Genomic DNA, 17,915 nt, shown 5'->3' with positions numbered 1-17,915 from the left:
TAAATTCACGTTAAACGCTCTCAGCTAACATCCCGCACCACAATACGCGAAAAAGCGCGCCTGGTGCTGTGTCGGATTCCGAATTCTGCATAAAGAGACAGACGAACGGTCATAAATTCGCCATCACTACCACAGTCATTATAAATGCTCCTGCCAGTGTTCAATCCTATAGCTCACAAATGAAAAACGCCACGTTGAGACGTGGCGTAAGGTCGATTTTCTGCGCATTTGAACTAAAAAAGCCGAATCTGTGGTCCGGCCTGGCAGTATCGGATTATGAACGCTTCATCATATCGAAGAATTCATCATTGGTTTTGGTCATCGCCAGTTTGTTGATGAGGAATTCCATTGCGTCGATTTCGCCCATCGGGTGAATAATCTTACGCAGGATCCACATCTTCTGCAGCTCTTCCTGAGAGGTGAGCAGCTCTTCTTTACGCGTACCAGAACGGTTGTAATCAATCGCCGGGAAGACGCGTTTTTCAGCAATTTTACGGGCGAGATGCAGTTCCATGTTACCGGTACCTTTAAACTCTTCGTAAATCACTTCGTCCATCTTCGAACCGGTATCGACCAGCGCGGTCGCGATGATGGTCAGGCTTCCGCCCTCTTCCACGTTACGTGCAGCACCAAAGAAACGCTTTGGACGATGCAAGGCGTTGGCATCCACACCACCGGTCAGGACTTTACCTGAAGCAGGCACCACGGTGTTGTAGGCACGCGCCAGACGTGTGATGGAGTCGAGCAGGATGATGACATCTTTTTTATGCTCAACCAGACGCTTGGCCTTCTCGATCACCATTTCAGCAACCTGAACGTGGCGCGAAGCAGGCTCATCGAAGGTTGAGGCGATAACTTCGCCTTTCACCAGACGCTGCATCTCGGTCACTTCTTCCGGACGCTCGTCAATCAGCAGCACCATCAGCACGCAATCCGGGTAGTTGTACGCCAGACTCTGCGCGATGTTCTGCAGCAGCATGGTTTTACCGGCTTTCGGCGGTGCCACGATCAGACCACGCTGGCCACGACCGATCGGTGATGCCAGATCGAGTACGCGAGCGGTTAAATCTTCCGTTGAGCCATTACCCCGTTCCATACGCAGACGTTTATTTGCGTGCAGCGGCGTGAGGTTTTCGAACAGAATCTTATTACGCGCGTTTTCCGGCTTGTCGTAGTTAACTTCGTTAACTTTCAGCAGCGCAAAATAACGTTCACCTTCTTTTGGTGGACGGATTTTGCCAGAGATGGTGTCACCAGTGCGGAGGTTAAAGCGGCGGATTTGGCTGGGGGAAACGTAGATATCGTCAGGGCCGGCGAGGTAGGAGCTGTCTCCGGAACGGAGGAATCCAAATCCATCCTGAAGAATCTCCAGCACGCCATCACCAAAGATGTCTTCGCCGCTTTTCGCGTGCTGCTTCAGGATGGAAAAGATAATGTCCTGCTTGCGCATGCGAGCCTGATTTTCCAGCCCCATATTTTCGCCGAGAGTAATCAGCTCAGCAACCGGCGTATTCTTTAATTCGGTAAGATTCATAGTGATGGGTTCTTAAACTCGGGGTAATACTCGGAATGTTTGTCGTGAGTGGTATGGCAATTAATCCATGCCGTTAATGGCTCTTTTCGGCTCTTCCCGACGATCATCGTATGAAATGGCGATCGGTATGCAGGCAGATGTCCGAATGTGATGCCAGAGTTGGAGCTAACCGTAAGATTGCTGAACCGTTCTATCTTTATAAGGTACAGGGCGACAGGGTTCAACAAGGGAAAACTTTCAGATGCAAACTACAAGGTAAGTTCGTAATGCAGTATTGGTAACTTAGCACGCCCGAAAGCGAACGTCCAGCAGCAGGAGATAAATTCACCACTGCCAGACGTTCAGCCCTGAATTACGCCAGGTTGGCGTTCAGGAACTCTTTCAGCTGGCCTTTAGACAGCGCGCCCACTTTGGTCGCGGCGACTTCGCCATTTTTAAACAGCAGCAGCGTCGGGATACCACGAATGCCGTATTTCGGTGCCGTGCCTGGGTTGTCATCAATATTCAGCTTAGCGATGGTCAGCTTGCCATCATACTCTTCTGCAACTTCATCAAGGATGGGCGCGATCATTTTGCAAGGACCACACCATTCAGCCCAGAAATCTACCAGTGTAACGCCGTCGGCTTTCAGCACGTCGGTGTCGAAACTGTCATCAGTCAGATGAACGATTTTATCGCTGCTCATGTTTTACTCCAAAGATTATGCCTGGCGAATTGGCGTAATATATACCAATGTTGGTTGACTTTATTTCATCGGATACGCTTTCGTAAAGCGATAGTAAGCTGATATTCTACCACACTATGAGCAAAACACACTTAACTGAACAGAAGTTTTCCGACTTCGCCCTGCACCCAAAAGTGGTGGAAGCCCTTGATAGTAAAGGCTTTCAATACTGCACGCCGATTCAGGCGTTAGCTCTGCCTTTTACGCTTTCAGGGCGTGATGTTGCAGGCCAGGCGCAAACCGGTACCGGCAAAACGATGGCGTTTCTGACGTCAACGTTTCATCATCTTCTCTCTCATCCTGCGGCGGAAGGTCGTCAGGTTAACCAGCCACGGGCTTTAATTCTTGCGCCGACGCGTGAACTTGCTGTGCAGATTCATGCGGATGCCGAACCCCTTACCGCCTCAACCGGCCTGAAACTGGGTCTCGCCTATGGCGGAGACGGTTATGATAAACAGCTGAAAGTGCTGGAACAGGGCGTTGATATTCTGGTGGCAACCACCGGCCGCCTGATCGATTACGCGAAGCAGAATCATGTCAATCTCGGTGCCATTCAGGTCATGGTGCTGGACGAAGCCGATCGCATGTTCGATCTCGGCTTTATTAAAGATATCCGCTGGCTGTTCCGTCGCATGCCGCCTGCTACGCAGCGTCTGAGCATGCTGTTCTCGGCGACGCTCTCTTACCGCGTCCGCGAACTGGCGTTTGAGCACATGAACAGCGCTGAATATGTCGAAGTGGAACCGGAACAAAAAACCGGCCATCGCATTCAGGAAGAGCTTTTCTATCCGTCTAACGAAGAGAAAATGCGCCTGCTGCAGACCCTGCTGGAAGAAGAGTGGCCCGATCGCGCCATTGTATTCGCCAACACCAAGCACCGCTGTGAAGATATCTGGGGCCATCTGGCTGCCGATGGACACCGTGTTGGTCTGCTGACTGGCGACGTGGCTCAGAAGAAGCGCCTGCGCATTCTGGATGACTTTACCAAAGGTGATGTGGATATTCTGGTCGCCACCGATGTAGCCGCTCGCGGCCTGCACATTCCGGCTGTGACGCACGTCTTTAACTACGATCTGCCAGATGACTGTGAAGATTACGTTCACCGTATTGGCCGTACCGGTCGTGCCGGCGCCAGCGGACACTCGATCAGCCTGGCCTGTGAAGAGTACGCGCTGAACCTGCCTTCAATTGAAGAGTACATTGGCCACAGCATTCCGGTCAGCAAGTACAGCAGCGAGGCGTTGTTAACCGATTTACCGCCGCCTAAACGTCTGCAACGCAGCCGTACCGGCAATGGCCAGCGTCGCGGAGGGAATAACGCCAATCGTCGCGGAGCTCCACGCAACAACAACCGCAAACGTTCAGGTTAGGCCACCATGCTCAGCGCGTCGTCACTTTATGCAGCGATCGATTTAGGGTCTAACAGCTTTCATATGTTGGTGGTGCGCGAAGTCTCTGGCAGTATTCAGACCGTCGCAAAAATTAAGCGCAAGGTTCGCCTTGCTGCCGGTCTGGATAAAAATAACCTGTTGTCAGCCGACGCGATGTCGCGTGGCTGGCAATGCCTCAGACTCTTCTCTGAACAACTGCAGGATATTCCCCCCGATCAGATTCGCGTGGTGGCGACCGCCACGCTGCGTCTGGCTGCCAATGCGCAGACCTTCCTCGACACCGCCCAGCAGATTCTCGGCTGTACCATTAACGTCATCAGCGGTGAAGAAGAGGCGCGCCTGATTTATCAGGGCGTGGCCCACACTACCGGCGGTTCCGACAAGCGCTTAGTGGTCGATATCGGCGGCGGCAGTACCGAACTGGCTACCGGCGACGGCTCACACGCATCCGTCTTATTCAGCCTGTCGATGGGCTGCGTGACGTGGCTGGAGCGCTTCTTCAGCGATCGTCATCTGGCAAAAGAGAACTTCGACCAGGCTGAGCAGGCGGCCCGTGAGATGATCCAGCCGATTGCCGCGCAGCTGCGTGCGCAGGGCTGGCAGGCCTGTGTCGGTGCATCCGGCACGGTTCAGGCGCTGCAGGAGATCATGGTGGCGCAGGGTATGGATGAGCGCATCACGCTGAATAAACTGCAGCAGCTGAAGCAGCGCGCCATTCAGTGCGGCAAACTGGAAGAGCTGGAAATTGAAGGACTGACGCTGGAACGGGCACTGGTGTTCCCCAGCGGCCTGTCGATCCTGATCGCTATCTTCCAGACGCTCAGCATTGATAGCATGACGCTGGCTGGTGGTGCACTGCGGGAAGGACTGGTTTACGGCATGCTGCATCTGCCGATTGACCGCGATATCCGTACCCGTACGCTGCACAACGTCCAGCGCCGTTTCAGCATTGATGTCGAACAGGCAGACCGCGTGCGTCAGCTGGCTGAGAGTTTTTTCCGTCAGGTTTCCACGCCGTGGAAGCTGGATCAGCGCTGTCGTGAGCTGCTGCTCAGCGCCTGCGCGATCCACGAAATTGGCCTGAGCGTCGACTTCCGTCATGCGCCACAGCACGCGGCGTATCTGGTGCGTCACCTCGATCTGCCTGGCTTCACACCGGCGCAGAAGAAGCTGCTGGCCTGTTTACTGCAAAATCAGAGCGGCAGCATCGATCTGGCATTGCTGACTCAGCAAAACGCGCTGCCGCCGCGTCTGGCGGAACGGATGTGCCGTCTGCTGCGGCTGGCGATTATTTTCTCCACCCGCCGTCGCGATGACACCCTGCCTGCAGTGCGGCTACTGGCAGACGATGATGCCCTGCATCTGACCCTGCCCGCAGGCTGGCTGGAGGCGCATCCGCTGCGCAGCGAACTGCTGGAGCAGGAAAGCCACTATCAGTCTTACGTCCACTGGTTGTTAACCCTGTCGTAATAGCACCCGCGTGAGGCGAATTTCCTTCGCCTCCTGCGAGGTTTAACTCTTCTTCGCCTTATCCAGCATCGCTCTCAATCCGGCGACCCGACTCTGCCCGGTTTTCATCCGCTCTTCCGCACTGACCACTTTGCGCTCGGTCTCCCATTGCAGATCGTCCTGCGGCAGCTCCAGCAGGAAACGACTCGGTTCTGGCCGGATTAACTCGCCATACTGCCGGCGTTCGCGACACAGGGTAAAAGTCAGTTCTTTCTGCGCCCGCGTGATCCCCACGTAAGCCAGACGACGCTCCTCTTCGATGTTGTTCTCATCGATGCTGCTCTGATGCGGCAGCAGTCCCTCTTCCATGCCCACCAGGAACACATAGGGGAACTCCAGACCTTTAGAGGCGTGCAGCGTCATCAGTTGCACCTGATCCAGCTCTTCATCGCTTTCACTGCGCTCCATCATGTCGCGCAGGGTAAAGCGCGTCACCACCTGCGCCAGCGTCATTGGCTCATCGATATCGCTGCCTTCGAGCATTTCAGTCATCCACTGAAACAGCGTGTTGACGTTTTTCATCCGCATTTCGGCGGCTTTGGGGCTGCCCGAGGTTTCGAACAGCCAGCTTTCGTAGTCGATGCCGCGAATCAAATCGCGGACGGCATTCACCGGCTCACGTTCGCTCAGCTGGATAATCTCATTCAGCCAGTGGGTGAAGCGCTGCAGATGCTCCAGACCACGGCCGCTCAGCGTCTGCCCCAGACCGACATCAAAACTGGCGTTAAACAGACTCTTGCTGCGCAGGTTGGCCCATTCACCGAGCTTCTGCAGCGTGGCCGGGCCAATCTCGCGGCGCGGCGTATTAACGATGCGCAGAAACGCGCTGTCATCCTCAGGATTGGTCAGCACACGCAGATAGGCGAGCAGATCTTTAATCTCCGGCCGGGAGAAGAAAGAGGTGCCGCCAGAGATGCGATAAGGGATGCGGTTCTGCATCAGAAACTTTTCAAAGGTCCGTGACTGATGGTTGCCGCGATACAGAATCGCGTAATCTTTGTATTGCGTGCGGTTAATAAAGTGATGCGCGATCAGTTCACCGGTGACCCGCTCCGCCTCATGCTCTTCGCTGTTGGCGGTCAGCACTTTCAGCTCGCTGCCCTGCCCCAGCTCCGAAAAGAGCCGCTTCTCAAAGACGTGCGGATTATTGGCAATCAGGATATTGGCCGCCTTCAGGATGCGCTGCGAAGAGCGGTAGTTCTGCTCCAGCTTCACCACCTCCAGCGCCGGGAAATCCTGATTCAGCAGCACCAGATTCTGCGGCCGAGCGCCGCGCCAGGAGTAAATCGACTGGTCATCGTCGCCGACTACCGTGAAGCGCGCACGTGTGCCAACCAGCAGCTTAACCAGCTCATACTGGCTGGTGTTTGTGTCCTGATACTCATCCACCAGCAGATAGCGGATACGCTGCTGCCAGCGCTCACGCACTTCCTGATTACGCTGCAGCAGCAGCGTCGGCAGCAGGATCAGGTCATCAAAGTCCAGCACGTTGCACGCCTTGAGATGCTGACTATAGAGGGCATAGCAGTGGGCAAAGATATTATCCTGCTGTGATTTCGCCTGCGCAGCAGCGCCCTGCGGATCGATCAGATCGTTTTTCCAGTTCGAGATGGTGGAGATAAGCTGCTGCAACAGCGTCTTATCCTCTTCCAGCCACTCTTTGGTCAGTTCTTTCAGCAGGGCGAGCTGATCCTGATCGTCGAACAGCGAGAAGTTCGACTTCATGCCCAGCGCCGCCGTTTCGCGTTTGATGATCTCCAGTCCCAGCGTATGGAAGGTTGAGATCAGCAGGCCGCGCGCCTCTTTGCGGCCCAGCGTCTGCGCCACACGCTCTTTCATTTCGCGCGAAGCTTTATTGGTAAACGTTACCGCGGCGATGTGGCGCGCCTGATAGCCACATTCACGAATCAGATGGGCGATTTTGTTGGTAATCACGCGGGTTTTACCCGATCCCGCGCCCGCCAGCACCAGACAGGGACCGGTAACAAATTCGACGGCACGTTGTTGGCTGGGGTTTAAACGCATAAAAGAAATCGCCTGATTGAATCAAAAGAAAGGGGTTTATACTGGGCGGCAATTATACACAACCGAGATACCAACATGGCGAAAACCGCGGCGGCTTTACACATCCTGGTCAAAGAGGAAGCGCTGGCAAAAGAGATTCTGGCGAAACTGGCGAAAGGCGGCAATTTTCAGGAGCTGGCAAAGAAGCACTCAACCTGTCCTTCCGGCCGTAAGGGGGGCGATCTGGGCGAGTTCCGGCAGGGACAGATGGTGCCGGCCTTTGATAAAGCGGTCTTTACCTGCCCGCTGCTGACGCCTTACGGGCCGGTAAAGACCGGCTTTGGTTATCACATTATCAAAGTGCTCTACCGCAACTAGTTACTTCTTCTGTTTCATCTGCTGCAGGACGGTGCTGCACTGATTGTCTTCGTTATCACTTGGCGAGATCATGGCCAGCAGGGCCGCTGCCGGACCGACGACCGCACCCAGTGCCACGGCAGCGGCACCGCGGGCCAGCAGTGGCCCCGCTTTCACGCCTGCATCCGGATTTTTAAAGGTGCCGCGCACGTAGAGCGGGGAGCGCAGCGTCACGATGCGGATGCCCTTGCTCTCCGGATTCACCGACAGATCCAGCCGCTCACTGCCGAAGTTCGCATTACCTGACACATTGATAATCGCGTTCTCGGTATCAAACACAAACAGGTTAGGCGTCGCCACACCATTCTGCAGTCTGAGATCGGTCGCGGCACAGTTGATACGCACCTGGTCATCGCCAAACAGCTTGCCGACCACGTAGTTACCGACGTTGAGTCCGGCAATCTCCATCAGGCTGCGGCTGATCAGTCCATCATTCATCAGCAGCTTAAGCTGACCGTTGCTGGTCGCCAGCAGATCGGCCACTGAGTTACCAGTGCCGGTAAAGCTGGCATCGCCATTGAGCTGACCACGGCTGTTCTTCATTGCGTCCACCGTCGGGAAGAGCTGACGCAGCTGCAGCTTACGGACATGAAGGTCAACCCGGCCACGCATCGGCGATCGATCGCCCTCCAGCCGGATGGTACTGTTGAGACTGCCGCCTGCCACACCAAAGCGCAGCGGATCCAGCAGCAGATCGCCGCTTTTCAGCTGTAAGTGGGTATAGAGATCGCTTAACGGCAGGGAATTACTGTGTTCGATTCGTTTGCCACTGAACTTCACATCGGCATCCATCACGTCCCAGTTTTTAGTCTCAAATTTATCATGCGGCAGCACGCGGTCGGCAGGCTGATTCGATTTCTCACCACGACGGGCTTTGGCCTGCGCGGTTTTTTCACTGCCTTTGCCGGAGTCCACGCCAATCAGCGGCCCCAGATCGGCCATACGCAGCTGCTCCGAGGTCAGTTCGCCGGTCAGCGTCGGACGGGGTTTGCCCTGCGTGTAAATCAGCGAGCCATGAATATCGCTGTCGCCAATGTGTCCGTTGAATTTCTCATAGCGGTAGACCGCACCCTTTTCGCCATTGAATTTCGCAATCAGATGGCCGTCAGTTTCATAAGGGGGTGTGTCAGGCAACAGGACACCGGTCAGACCATAGAGATTCGCCAGCGTATCGCCTGCGAAGCGCAGCCGCACGTTAAGCCCGCCGAGGTTCATCGGATCCTGCAACCCGCCCGTCACCTGCACGCGCGTGGAGCCGTTGCGCACATCGGCCTGAATCGGGAACGGAGTGTTCTGGCTGCGCAGCGACAGCATGCCGCCAATTTTGCCGTCGCCAGTGAGATTCTCGTTGTTATAGGTGCCACTGGCTTTCCAGCCAAAGACAAAATCGCCCGCGCCTTTCTGCTGGTCATCGCCTCCGGCAATCTGCGCGTAAGGCACTGGTTTACCCAGAGGATTGACCTGCACCGTCACATCCGCACGGTTAACGGCATCGCGATAACGGATTTGTCCCTGATCAAACAGAATATTATCCAGACGGAAGGACCACGCAGACGGCGCGGCACTCTTCTCATCTTTGTCACTATTGGCCAGGGTAAAGGTCCAGTTGTTCTTTTTATCTGCGGTCTGGATCAGCCGGGCATCAGGCCGCTGCAGCTTAATCCACGGGATAAACAGCTCTTTATGTAGCAACGACAGTGGTGACAGCGTGGCATCCACACGTTGCAGATGCACCATCGTGACGTCAGGAATGTCTGGCGGATTGCCCAGCATGATATCTTCCGCGTGCACCTGCGGCCACGGAACCCAGCGCCGCCAGCCTGCCTCGTCGCGATTTCTTGCCCAGTCGATACCCAAATCTCCCCGTATCGCAAAGGGACGGTTTAATTCGGCAGAGACTTTCTGATTGATGGTGGGCTTCAGGCGATTCCAGTCAAAGGTGGCGATGACGACGATAATCACCACGATTAATAACACCAGAATTCCTGCTACCCAGCTGACTATTTTCCCGGTACGCGACATTACGCTTTCTCCTTGCACATTCACGGTCTGCGTTAAAGATAGTCGAGACGGCGAGCAACGGCATCAGGGAAGCTGGATAGTGAGATGATTCAGTTCAGAAAATGGGACAGGCCGCGAAAAGTAGTAGCCCTGGGCTGCGATAGCGGGGGACGCTTTCACCTGCTGCCACTGCGCTTCCGTCTCAACGCCTTCAACAATGACGCCGTTACAGTAGCGATTGATCAGCGCCAGCAGCATAGAAAACAGGCTGCGCCCTTCATCGGTGGTGCCCAGCAAAACAAACAGGTCGCGCGAGAGCTTGATGTAATCATAGTTGAGCTGGGTTAGCGCCGAGAAATTGGCCATACCCGAACCGAAATCATCCAGCCACAGCGCTCCCAGCTCAGGAATTTTCGCTACTTTCTCCTCCTGCGGCAGCACCTGATGCTCGGTGAGTTCAAAGCGTAACCAGGGCAGCCGGGCAATAAGCTGGCGAATAGCAGGTCGATGCTGAATGGCGAGCAGTGAGGGGCCGTCTATATTGACCGAGGCGACCACATGATTGCGTTCAAAAAATGCAGTCCATTCTGCGAGGAGTTCAAGCTGCTCATACACGACGTTCAGGCGCTGAGCGATGTCGAGTCCGGCAAACCAGGCTTCAGGCGAGAGATTCCGTTCCGGCGCCATGGGATGATAGACGGCGGTCAGCAGTTCAATGGCGAGTAACCGACCGGTTACCCGATAGATCGGCTGAAACCGATAGCGTCGATGACATTGTTGCCAGAAGAGCGGCGTTTCCGTGTGGAGATTAAGGTCGGTTGAAGACGGCAGCCATTGGCTAATACTCTCCATCACCATGCTATTTTCCTGGTTGGTAACACGTCCCCAAAACGGGAGACTGAAGTGATTATCGTAAATGCCTGTGATAATGAGATGAATGGGGCGGCCGTATGAAAACGGAGAGTTTACCAGCCGATTCGTTAGCATAATCGGTAAAACAGGCCGAAATTAGCCGCTCTTATCGCCCGGATCGGGGCCTTTTAGCGCCTTAAGTTAAATTAAAACACCGTTTTAAAACCATTGACGTCTGCCATACCAGACGCGAGACTAAGGCGATATTTCACTACAGGTCTGAAACCATGACGCAGAAGAAAATCGCCATCATCGGCGAATGCATGATTGAGCTGTCCGAAAAGGGTGAGAACATTAAGCGGGGCTTTGGCGGCGATACCCTTAACACGGCCGTTTATCTCGCCCGCCAGGTTGATGAGCAGCAGTTACGGGTCGATTATGTTACCGCGCTGGGCACGGATTCGTTCAGCGATCAGATGATCGCCGCCTGGCAGCAGGAAAAGGTGAATACGGACCTGATTCAGCGCCTCGATAATAAGATGCCGGGCCTGTATGTGATTGAAACCGATGCCGATGGCGAGCGTACCTTCTGGTACTGGCGCAGTGATGCTGCCGCGCGTTACTGGCTCGACAGCCCGCAATCCGCAGAGATAGCCGAACAGCTGTCGCACTACGATTATCTCTACCTTAGCGGCATCAGTCTGGCGATTCTGCCGCCGGCAAGCCGTGAGAAGCTGATGGCATTGCTGGCCCGCTGCCGGGCGAATGGCAGCAGGGTGATTTTTGATAACAACTACCGCCCGCGTTTATGGGCCGATCGCGCCAGCGCGCAGGCTGCGTATCGCGCCATGCTGAATTGTACCGATATCGCTTTCCTGACGCTGGATGATGAACATCTGCTGTGGGGCGAGCAGCCACTCAATGACGTTATTGCGCGTACCCGTCAGGCCGGTGCCAGCGAAATCGTCATTAAGCGGGGTGCAGACTCCTGTCTGGTCGCTATCGGCGATGCGCCGCTGATCGAGGTGCCTGCGGTACATCTGGCGAAAGAGAAAGTGATCGATACGACAGCCGCTGGCGATTCATTCAGTGCCGGATATCTGGCGCGTCGTCTGACGGGTGCCTCAGCGGAGGCCGCAGCGCAGCGCGGACACCTGACCGCCAGCACCGTGATTCAGCATCGCGGCGCGATTATTCCGGCGGCGGCGATGCCTGAGTGATACTGAAGCAGTTAGCGTCGTAAAGATCGCTCTGCGAATGCAGATGACGGAAAATGCGCCCCTGGGCGCATTTTTTTAGCTTTGGGCATTCATGCCTCTTATGCACACAGCGACTGACTGAACTGCATCTGATAGAGCCGCGCATACGCGCCGTTCTGTTGCAGCAGCTGCTGATGCGAGCCGCGCTCCACGATTCTCCCCTCTTCAATCAGCAGAATTTCATCTGCTTTTTCAATGGTTGAGAGCCGGTGAGCGATGATCAGCGTGGTCCGGTTCTGCTGTAGTGTTTCCAGCGCAGACTGAATTGCGCGTTCAGACTCGGTGTCCAGGGCCGAGGTCGCTTCGTCGAGGATCAGAATCGGGCTGTCGCGCAACAGGGCGCGGGCAATCGCGATGCGCTGACGCTGTCCACCCGACAGCAGCACCCCATTTTCCCCAATCACCGTATCCAGTCCGTTATCCATTTTATTAATGAATTCCATGGCATGAGCCATCTCTGCCGCCTTTTCAATTTCCTCGCGGCTGAAGACGTCGGTGCGGGCATAAGCAATGTTGTTGGCGACCGTGTCGTTGAACAGGTGAACATGCTGAGAAACCAGCGCCATCTGCTCGCGCAGCGAGGCCAGGGTGTAATCACGCAGGTCATGCCCATCCAGCAAAATTTCGCCGCTGTCGATGTCGTAAAAGCGCGTCAGCAGGCTGGCGAGGGTCGATTTCCCCGAACCGGAACGGCCAACCAGCGCCACGGTTTTACCGGCGGGAAGGGTCAGACTGATATGCTGCAGCGCCGGGGTTTCCGCCCCCGGATAGGTAAAGGTGACGTCGCGAAACTCAATGTTGCCGATGGCGCGCTTAACCACGCGTGTACCTTCGTCTTTCTCCTGCTCCGTATCCAGAATCGCAAACAGCGTCTGACAGGCCGCCATGCCGCGCTGGAACTGGGCATTGACGTTGGTCAGCGACTTTAACGGACGCATCAGCATCAGCATGGCGGAAAACACCGCGCTGATGGAGCCTGCATCACCGAGGGGAAGCTGGCCGCATAGAGCACAAAGGCGAGTGCCGAGGAGGCGAGCAGCTGAATAATCGGATCGGAGAGCGAGGTCGCCGAGACCATTTTCATTCCCTGGTGACGCATTTTGTTGCTGACCTGGCCGAAGCGGTCGGTCTCAACCTGCTGACCGCCGAACATCAGCACCTCTTTATGGCCTTTCAGCATCTGCTCTGCATGAGAGGTCACCTGCCCCATGGTGTTCTGCATATTTTTGCTGATGCGGCGGAAGCGCCGGGAGACGATGCGGATCGCCAGCGACACAATGGGAGCCAGAACCAGCAGGATCAGTGAAAGCTGCCAGCTGTAGTAGAACATCATGACAAACAGGCCGAGAATCGAGGCCCCTTCACGTACTACCGTGACCAGCGACCCGGACGAGGAAGACGCGACCTGTTCGCAGTCGTAGCTGATACGGGAGAGCAGCGTGCCGGTTGATTGCTGATCAAAGAACGATACCGGCATGCCCATCATGTGACTGAACAGCCGACGCCGCAGGGTCATGACCACTTTGCCTGACACCCAGGAGATGCAGTAGCTGGAGATTTAGCCGCTGACACCGCGGATCAGGATCAGCCCGATAATCACCAGCGGCATCCAGGCCAGAATGCCGTGGTTATTTTTGCCAATCACATCGTCCAGCAGCGTCTTCAGTAACGTCAGCATAAACGGGTCTATAGCAGCATTGACGATCAGGGCAACACCCGCAACCAGCAGTCCCAGCCTGAAGGGAGAAATTGTCGGCCACAGGCGACCAAAGGTTTGTCTGGTGGAGAGATCGGTATCAAACATGGCATGCATCTTACCGTTGTGAACAGACGGATGATGTTATGTTAAACCGCATCAACCAACAGGAAACTGCCTCATGGTCAATGATGATGACCATTCCCAAATGAGACTGGCACATTCATCTCAGCATCGAGGCGGAGATCACTCTGTCATTAAAAGCATTATGTCGTCTTAACAGCAAACAGTGTGATATCCGGTAAATTGCGGCTAACAAAGCGGCCCGTGCCAGCCATTTACCTTAAGCTGAAAATTAGTGGTTAATAACAGACACCCTGCGGCAATCCCCGTTAATCCCTCTTATAATTTATTGATTAAAATTAATAATTTACGCAGACAGATCTCTCTCCAGGCATAGTCCGAATCTGGTCAGATTCGCCCTTTTCGGATGGACGACCGCCTGAAAAAAGACCATCTTTTAATCAAAAGACAGCAGGACGCTGTTCTCTCCGGCCGCGAACAAAACAATTAAAATATTCCCCGCATCAGGATCTATTTATGCACACAGAAATTATTAATATCTGGCCACACGGTGATGCGCCAGGCGCCAGCGACTCCCGCGCCGAACCGCAGATTGTCGATATGGCAAAAGAGTATGAGCCTTACGATCGCGCCGCGACCGGCGTGCGTTGCCCGGAGATGGCGATCTGGCATCCGGTCGAATCCAACGGCATTACCCTGCTGGTCGCACCGGGCGGTGGCTATCAGCGTGTAATGATCGATCGTGAAGGCAGCGCGCTGGCGACCTTCTTTACCTCCATGGGCTATACCCTGGCGGTCATGACCTATCGCCTGCCCTACGACGGACATCACGAAGGCCCCGATGCGCCGCTGGCCGATGCACAGCGTGCGGTTCGCGTCCTGCGCGATCGGGCACAGCGTGGCCTGAACGGTAAATACATTGTGATGATGGGCTTTTCGGCGGGTGGCCACGTGGCAGCCAGTCTGGGCACGCGTTTCGCAGAGAAACTCTATCCGGTGCAGGATGGCGCTGAAAACTTCTCGCCGCGTCCGGATGCGATGGTACTGGTCTATCCCCTGATCAGCATGCGTGACGGCCTCGCCCACGAAGGTGCCAGAACCCGCCTGCTGGGTGCGTGGCCGGATCAGAAAACGATTGAAGCCTACTCAATGGAAACCCGGGTTCATCCGCTGGTGCCGCCGACGCTGTTAATCCACGCCGCCGACGATGATGATGTCTCCGTGAATCACAGCATGGCGTTTTTCGGCGCGCTGCGTGAGCACAAAGTTCCGGCAGAGGTGCATTTCTATCAGAAAGGCGGGCACGGATTTGGTATCCGTGGCGTGGCGGATTTGCCCCTCGCCAGCTGGCCGATGTTAGTGACCGAATGGCTCAGGGCAAAAACCTGACGTTACGCGGCGGGCGGAACGTCTTTGACGTTGCTATCCGGCGGACTGGCTTCATTGCTGGTCGCCGGTGCCGCTGATGGTGACATCACTTTGTCCCAGCTGTTTTGCAGGCTCTTCACGTTGGTTTCTGCTTCGCCTTCCGGCTGAATCAGAACCATCATCAGCTCCTGCGTCAGCTGCTGGCGCAGCTCCTGGTTCAGCTGTTCACGGGTCAGGCCGGCCAGGAAAGTCTGACGCAGCTTCTGATACTGCTCAGGCGCGATATCGACCACGGCGTTCTGCTGCGAGCGCAGGCGCTGACTCATCAGCACATCGGTGTCGGTGCGGGCATACGTGGTAAACAGCTTGTTCAGCTCCAGCAGCTTCTGCGCCATCAGCGCATCAAACTCCTCCTGCGGTAAACCTTTATCACGCACGTTTGCCAACTCACGCGCCACCAGATTCATATTCTGCGCCAGATTTTCATTGCGCCCATCCAGGTTGATGGAACACTGCGCACGCTGATAAAGCACACGGCAGTCAAATCCGACCTGGATGCCCTGTGCCTTACTGTCGCTGAGTGCACGCTGCACATGCCAGAACAGCGCTTCACGGGCCAGATCGCCCTGCCAGTAACGCTGCAGATTCTGAGAGTCACGGATCGGCTGCCACGGCGTATCCCACACCAGTGAGAGACGATCCTGGGTCATGTTGCTGCTGACCAGATTCACCGGCTCGTGCGGCAGCGGCGACAGGGTGGGCAGTGGCGCAGGGGTTTCGCGTTTGCCGGTTAACGCCGAGAAGGTTTTGTTAATCTGTTCAGAGAGGTTACGGCTGTCGACGTTGCCTACCACGTAGAACGTCATCGCGTCCGGGGTGTACCACTGATGATAAAAATCGCTGAGCTGGGTTAAATCAACCGGCGCACGGGGCTGTGCAGCGGGATCGTGCGCCAGCAGCGCGGAGCCTTTCAGTCGGTAGCGCCACCAGACATCCTGCGGATCTTTCGGCCAGGTCGCCACCGGATCGGAAGCGGCCAGCGCGGTGTTAACCACCTCTTCAGTGATCGCCATATTGCCTGCCGTGGCTGCCAGCCAGTTCAGCGCTTCTTTCAGCAGCTCGGGGCGGTTATTCGGCAGACTCAGATTATATTGGGTGGAATCATAGGAGGCGATGACGGGCGGCAGCGGATGCTGAGGATCCATCGCCTGTTGCCATAGCGCGCGCTGCTGCTGCGTATCGAGCGCCGTGTTATGCACCATCGCCAGACGCGACAGCAGATGGCTGAAGCCGGTCTGTTGCGCACTTTCCACCAGCGAACCGGTGTTCACCACCAGCCGCAGTTCAATGCGGTCACTGGGGCGCTGCGGTGTGGCCAGTAACTGCCAGTTAAATCCATTATCCAGCTTGCCTTCCTGCCAGGCCGGATCCGGTTGCAGCGTTTCTGCCTGGAGACCAAAGCTGCCTGCCAGCACTAATCCACCAACCAAAAGCCGAATTCTGGTGCCCTGCATGTGAACCCCTACTCAAATAATTCAAATATCGTTATCACTGGCGCATATTGCCGCTGTTATTAACGAATCGGCTGGCGCCGAATCGCGCTGTTATCCAACAACAAAGTGTTTGACCACAGGAAGCTCAGGATGTCGCGCAACGAAGTGAAAAACGTCAAAAAAACAAGTGGGGTTCATTATGCAAATGCCCGCTGTCAGGGCAAGCGACAGCGGGCATTTGTGGGGATTTAAGTGAAATTCAATGATTAAATTGAAGATTCAGACGCTTTATTCTCCTTATTACGGCCTGCCAGCGTGTCGGTCAGCTGTTTATGATCCAGCTGATCGACCCACTTCGCGACCACCACGGTCGCCACACCGTTACCGATCAGGTTAGTCAGCGCACGGGCTTCGGACATAAAGCGGTCAATACCGAGTATCAGCGCCAGACCCGCCACCGGCAGATGTCCTACCGCGGAGAGCGTCGCCGCCAGTACGATAAATCCGCTTCCGGTTACCCCCGCTGCGCCTTTCGAGGAGAGCAGCAGCACCACCAGCAGCGTAATCTGATGGAAGATATCCATGTGCGCATTGGTCGCCTGAGCGATAAATACCGCCGCCATGGTCAGGTAAATCGAGGTGCCGTCGAGGTTAAAGGAGTAACCGGTGGGGATCACCAGCCCGACCACTGATTTCTTACAGCCCAGTTTCTCCATCTTATCCAGCATACGCGGCAGCGCAGACTCGGAAGAGGAGGTTCCCAGCACAATCAGCAGCTCTTCTTTGATATAGGCAATGAACTTAAAGATGCTGAATCCGGCAAACAGACGCGCAATCAGCCCCAGCACGATCACCACAAACAGAACGCAGGTGATGTAGAAGCAGATAATCAGCTGGCCGAGCTGCACCAGTGATCCCACGCCATATTTACCGATAGTAAACGCCATTGCGCCAAATGCCCCTATCGGTGCCAGACGCATGATCATGTTAATAATGCCGAAAATCACTTTTGAGAAATTTTCAATCACGTTGAAAATCAGCGTGCCGGTATTACCCAGGCGATGCAGGGCAAAACCAAACAGAATGGCGAACAGCAATACCTGCAGAATGTTGCCGCTGGCAAAGGCGCCAATCACGCTGTTAGGAATAATATCCAGCAGGAAAGGAACGATGCCCTGCTGTTCTGCCTGCTGGGCGTACATCGCCACGGCTTTGGCGTCCAGCGTGGCAGGATCAACATTCATCCCGGCACCTGGCTGCACGACGTTCACCACGATCAGGCCGATAATCAGCGCGATGGTGCTGACAATTTCAAAATAGAGCAGGGCTACTGCGCCGGTCCGCCCTACCGCTTTCATGCTTTCCATGCCAGCGATGCCGGTCACCACGGTACAGAAAATCACCGGGGCGATAATCATCTTGATTAATTTAACAAAGCCATCTCCCAGCGGCTTCATCTGAGTCCCTAACTCCGGGTAAAAATGGCCTAACAAAACGCCGATGCCAATCGCCATCAGCACCTGGAAGTAAAGGCTTTTAAAAAGTGAGGTTTTCATAAACAGGTGTCCACTAACGCCGTGAGG

Annotated in this window: 12 protein-coding genes and 1 pseudogene; 5 read left to right on the top strand and 8 right to left on the bottom strand. The window is 55.3% G+C overall.

All coding sequences use genetic code 11. From position 1 onward, the window contains the following. Positions 1 to 274: 274 nt before the first annotated feature. Together rho and trxA are read right to left on the bottom strand one after the other, a co-directional pair. Positions 275 to 1,534 (bottom strand): transcription termination factor Rho, encoded by a 1,260-nt coding sequence (gene rho, locus AC6I8E_RS00635; RefSeq protein ID WP_003851960.1) that lies wholly within the window; start codon positions 1,532 to 1,534, stop codon positions 275 to 277. Between the two features lie 352 nt (positions 1,535 to 1,886). After that, positions 1,887 to 2,219, bottom strand: coding sequence for a thioredoxin TrxA (gene trxA, locus AC6I8E_RS00630; RefSeq protein ID WP_003851963.1), 333 nt, complete (start codon positions 2,217 to 2,219; stop codon positions 1,887 to 1,889). Between the two features lie 116 nt (positions 2,220 to 2,335). Here trxA and rhlB point away from each other — a divergent pair, with 116 nt between their 5' ends. Together rhlB and gppA are read left to right on the top strand one after the other, a co-directional pair. Beyond that, complete coding sequence (gene rhlB, locus AC6I8E_RS00625; protein ID WP_013359670.1) at positions 2,336 to 3,628, top strand: ATP-dependent RNA helicase RhlB; 1,293 nt, start codon at positions 2,336 to 2,338, stop codon at positions 3,626 to 3,628. Between the two features lie 6 nt (positions 3,629 to 3,634). Then, positions 3,635 to 5,119, top strand: a complete 1,485-nt coding sequence (gppA, locus tag AC6I8E_RS00620) for a guanosine-5'-triphosphate,3'-diphosphate diphosphatase (protein ID WP_013359669.1) — start codon at positions 3,635 to 3,637, stop codon at positions 5,117 to 5,119. 42 nt (positions 5,120 to 5,161) lie between these two features. On the opposite strand, the gene rep is transcribed toward gppA, so the two are convergent. Then, the gene (gene rep / locus AC6I8E_RS00615; protein WP_013359668.1) at positions 5,162 to 7,183 is read right to left on the bottom strand and encodes a DNA helicase Rep; all 2,022 of its coding nucleotides are present in this window, start codon (positions 7,181 to 7,183) and stop codon (positions 5,162 to 5,164) included. A gap of 75 nt (positions 7,184 to 7,258) precedes the next feature. Between rep and ppiC the strand changes: the two genes are divergently transcribed. After that, positions 7,259 to 7,540 (top strand): peptidylprolyl isomerase PpiC, encoded by a 282-nt coding sequence (gene ppiC, locus AC6I8E_RS00610; RefSeq protein WP_008926423.1) that lies wholly within the window; start codon positions 7,259 to 7,261, stop codon positions 7,538 to 7,540. Here ppiC and AC6I8E_RS00605 read toward each other — a convergent pair whose 3' ends face one another. Both AC6I8E_RS00605 and pdeH read right to left on the bottom strand, forming a co-directional pair. Continuing rightward, positions 7,541 to 9,601 (bottom strand): AsmA family protein, encoded by a 2,061-nt coding sequence (locus tag AC6I8E_RS00605; RefSeq protein WP_497824320.1) that lies wholly within the window; start codon positions 9,599 to 9,601, stop codon positions 7,541 to 7,543. It abuts the gene before it with no gap. A 63-nt stretch (positions 9,602 to 9,664) separates the two neighbouring features. Then, a complete protein-coding gene (pdeH, locus tag AC6I8E_RS00600; protein WP_312217166.1) occupies positions 9,665 to 10,438 on the bottom strand; it encodes a cyclic-guanylate-specific phosphodiesterase in 774 nt (257 codons plus the stop codon). Positions 10,439 to 10,719: 281 nt separating this feature from the next. On the opposite strand from pdeH, the gene kdgK reads away from it, so the two are divergent. Further along, on the top strand, positions 10,720 to 11,652 hold the full coding sequence (kdgK, locus tag AC6I8E_RS00595) for a 2-dehydro-3-deoxygluconokinase (protein WP_497824319.1): 933 nt from the start codon (positions 10,720 to 10,722) through the stop codon (positions 11,650 to 11,652). A 98-nt stretch (positions 11,653 to 11,750) separates the two neighbouring features. Here the strand turns inward: kdgK and msbA are convergent. Further along, positions 11,751 to 13,495 (bottom strand): annotated as a pseudogene (gene msbA, locus AC6I8E_RS00590) (lipid A ABC transporter ATP-binding protein/permease MsbA). 492 nt (positions 13,496 to 13,987) lie between these two features. On the opposite strand from msbA, the gene AC6I8E_RS00585 reads away from it, so the two are divergent. After that, entirely contained in the window at positions 13,988 to 14,860 is an 873-nt protein-coding gene (locus AC6I8E_RS00585) for an alpha/beta hydrolase (protein ID WP_095706411.1), read from the top strand. Between the two features lie 2 nt (positions 14,861 to 14,862). On the opposite strand, the gene AC6I8E_RS00580 is transcribed toward AC6I8E_RS00585, so the two are convergent. Continuing rightward, positions 14,863 to 16,353 carry a M16 family metallopeptidase gene (locus AC6I8E_RS00580; RefSeq protein ID WP_497824318.1) on the bottom strand — a complete coding sequence of 497 codons (1,491 nt, stop codon included), beginning with the start codon at positions 16,351 to 16,353 and terminating at the stop codon, positions 14,863 to 14,865. Positions 16,354 to 16,598: 245 nt separating this feature from the next. Further along, a complete protein-coding gene (locus AC6I8E_RS00575; RefSeq protein ID WP_013359658.1) occupies positions 16,599 to 17,888 on the bottom strand; it encodes a dicarboxylate/amino acid:cation symporter in 1,290 nt (429 codons plus the stop codon). Positions 17,889 to 17,915 lie beyond the last annotated feature (27 nt).

It is taken from the genome of Pantoea sp. X-Soil-YNGN-785 (genome assembly GCF_059730585.1).
Note: the sequence above shows the minus strand (reverse complement) of the source record. Positions and strands in the feature narration are given on the sequence as shown.

Excerpts from the sequence above, each read along its gene's own strand:
- rho (WP_003851960.1), bottom strand. The coding sequence starts at position 1,534 with ATGAATCTTACCGAATTAAAGAATACGCCGGTTGCTGAGCTGATTACT.
- trxA (WP_003851963.1), bottom strand. The coding sequence starts at position 2,219 with ATGAGCAGCGATAAAATCGTTCATCTGACTGATGACAGTTTCGACACC.
- rhlB (WP_013359670.1), top strand. The coding sequence starts at position 2,336 with ATGAGCAAAACACACTTAACTGAACAGAAGTTTTCCGACTTCGCCCTG.
- gppA (WP_013359669.1), top strand. The coding sequence starts at position 3,635 with ATGCTCAGCGCGTCGTCACTTTATGCAGCGATCGATTTAGGGTCTAAC.
- rep (WP_013359668.1), bottom strand. The coding sequence starts at position 7,183 with ATGCGTTTAAACCCCAGCCAACAACGTGCCGTCGAATTTGTTACCGGT.
- ppiC (WP_008926423.1), top strand. The coding sequence starts at position 7,259 with ATGGCGAAAACCGCGGCGGCTTTACACATCCTGGTCAAAGAGGAAGCG.
- AC6I8E_RS00605 (WP_497824320.1), bottom strand. The coding sequence starts at position 9,601 with ATGTCGCGTACCGGGAAAATAGTCAGCTGGGTAGCAGGAATTCTGGTG.
- pdeH (WP_312217166.1), bottom strand. The coding sequence starts at position 10,438 with ATGGTGATGGAGAGTATTAGCCAATGGCTGCCGTCTTCAACCGACCTT.
- kdgK (WP_497824319.1), top strand. The coding sequence starts at position 10,720 with ATGACGCAGAAGAAAATCGCCATCATCGGCGAATGCATGATTGAGCTG.
- AC6I8E_RS00585 (WP_095706411.1), top strand. The coding sequence starts at position 13,988 with ATGCACACAGAAATTATTAATATCTGGCCACACGGTGATGCGCCAGGC.
- AC6I8E_RS00580 (WP_497824318.1), bottom strand. The coding sequence starts at position 16,353 with ATGCAGGGCACCAGAATTCGGCTTTTGGTTGGTGGATTAGTGCTGGCA.
- AC6I8E_RS00575 (WP_013359658.1), bottom strand. The coding sequence starts at position 17,888 with ATGAAAACCTCACTTTTTAAAAGCCTTTACTTCCAGGTGCTGATGGCG.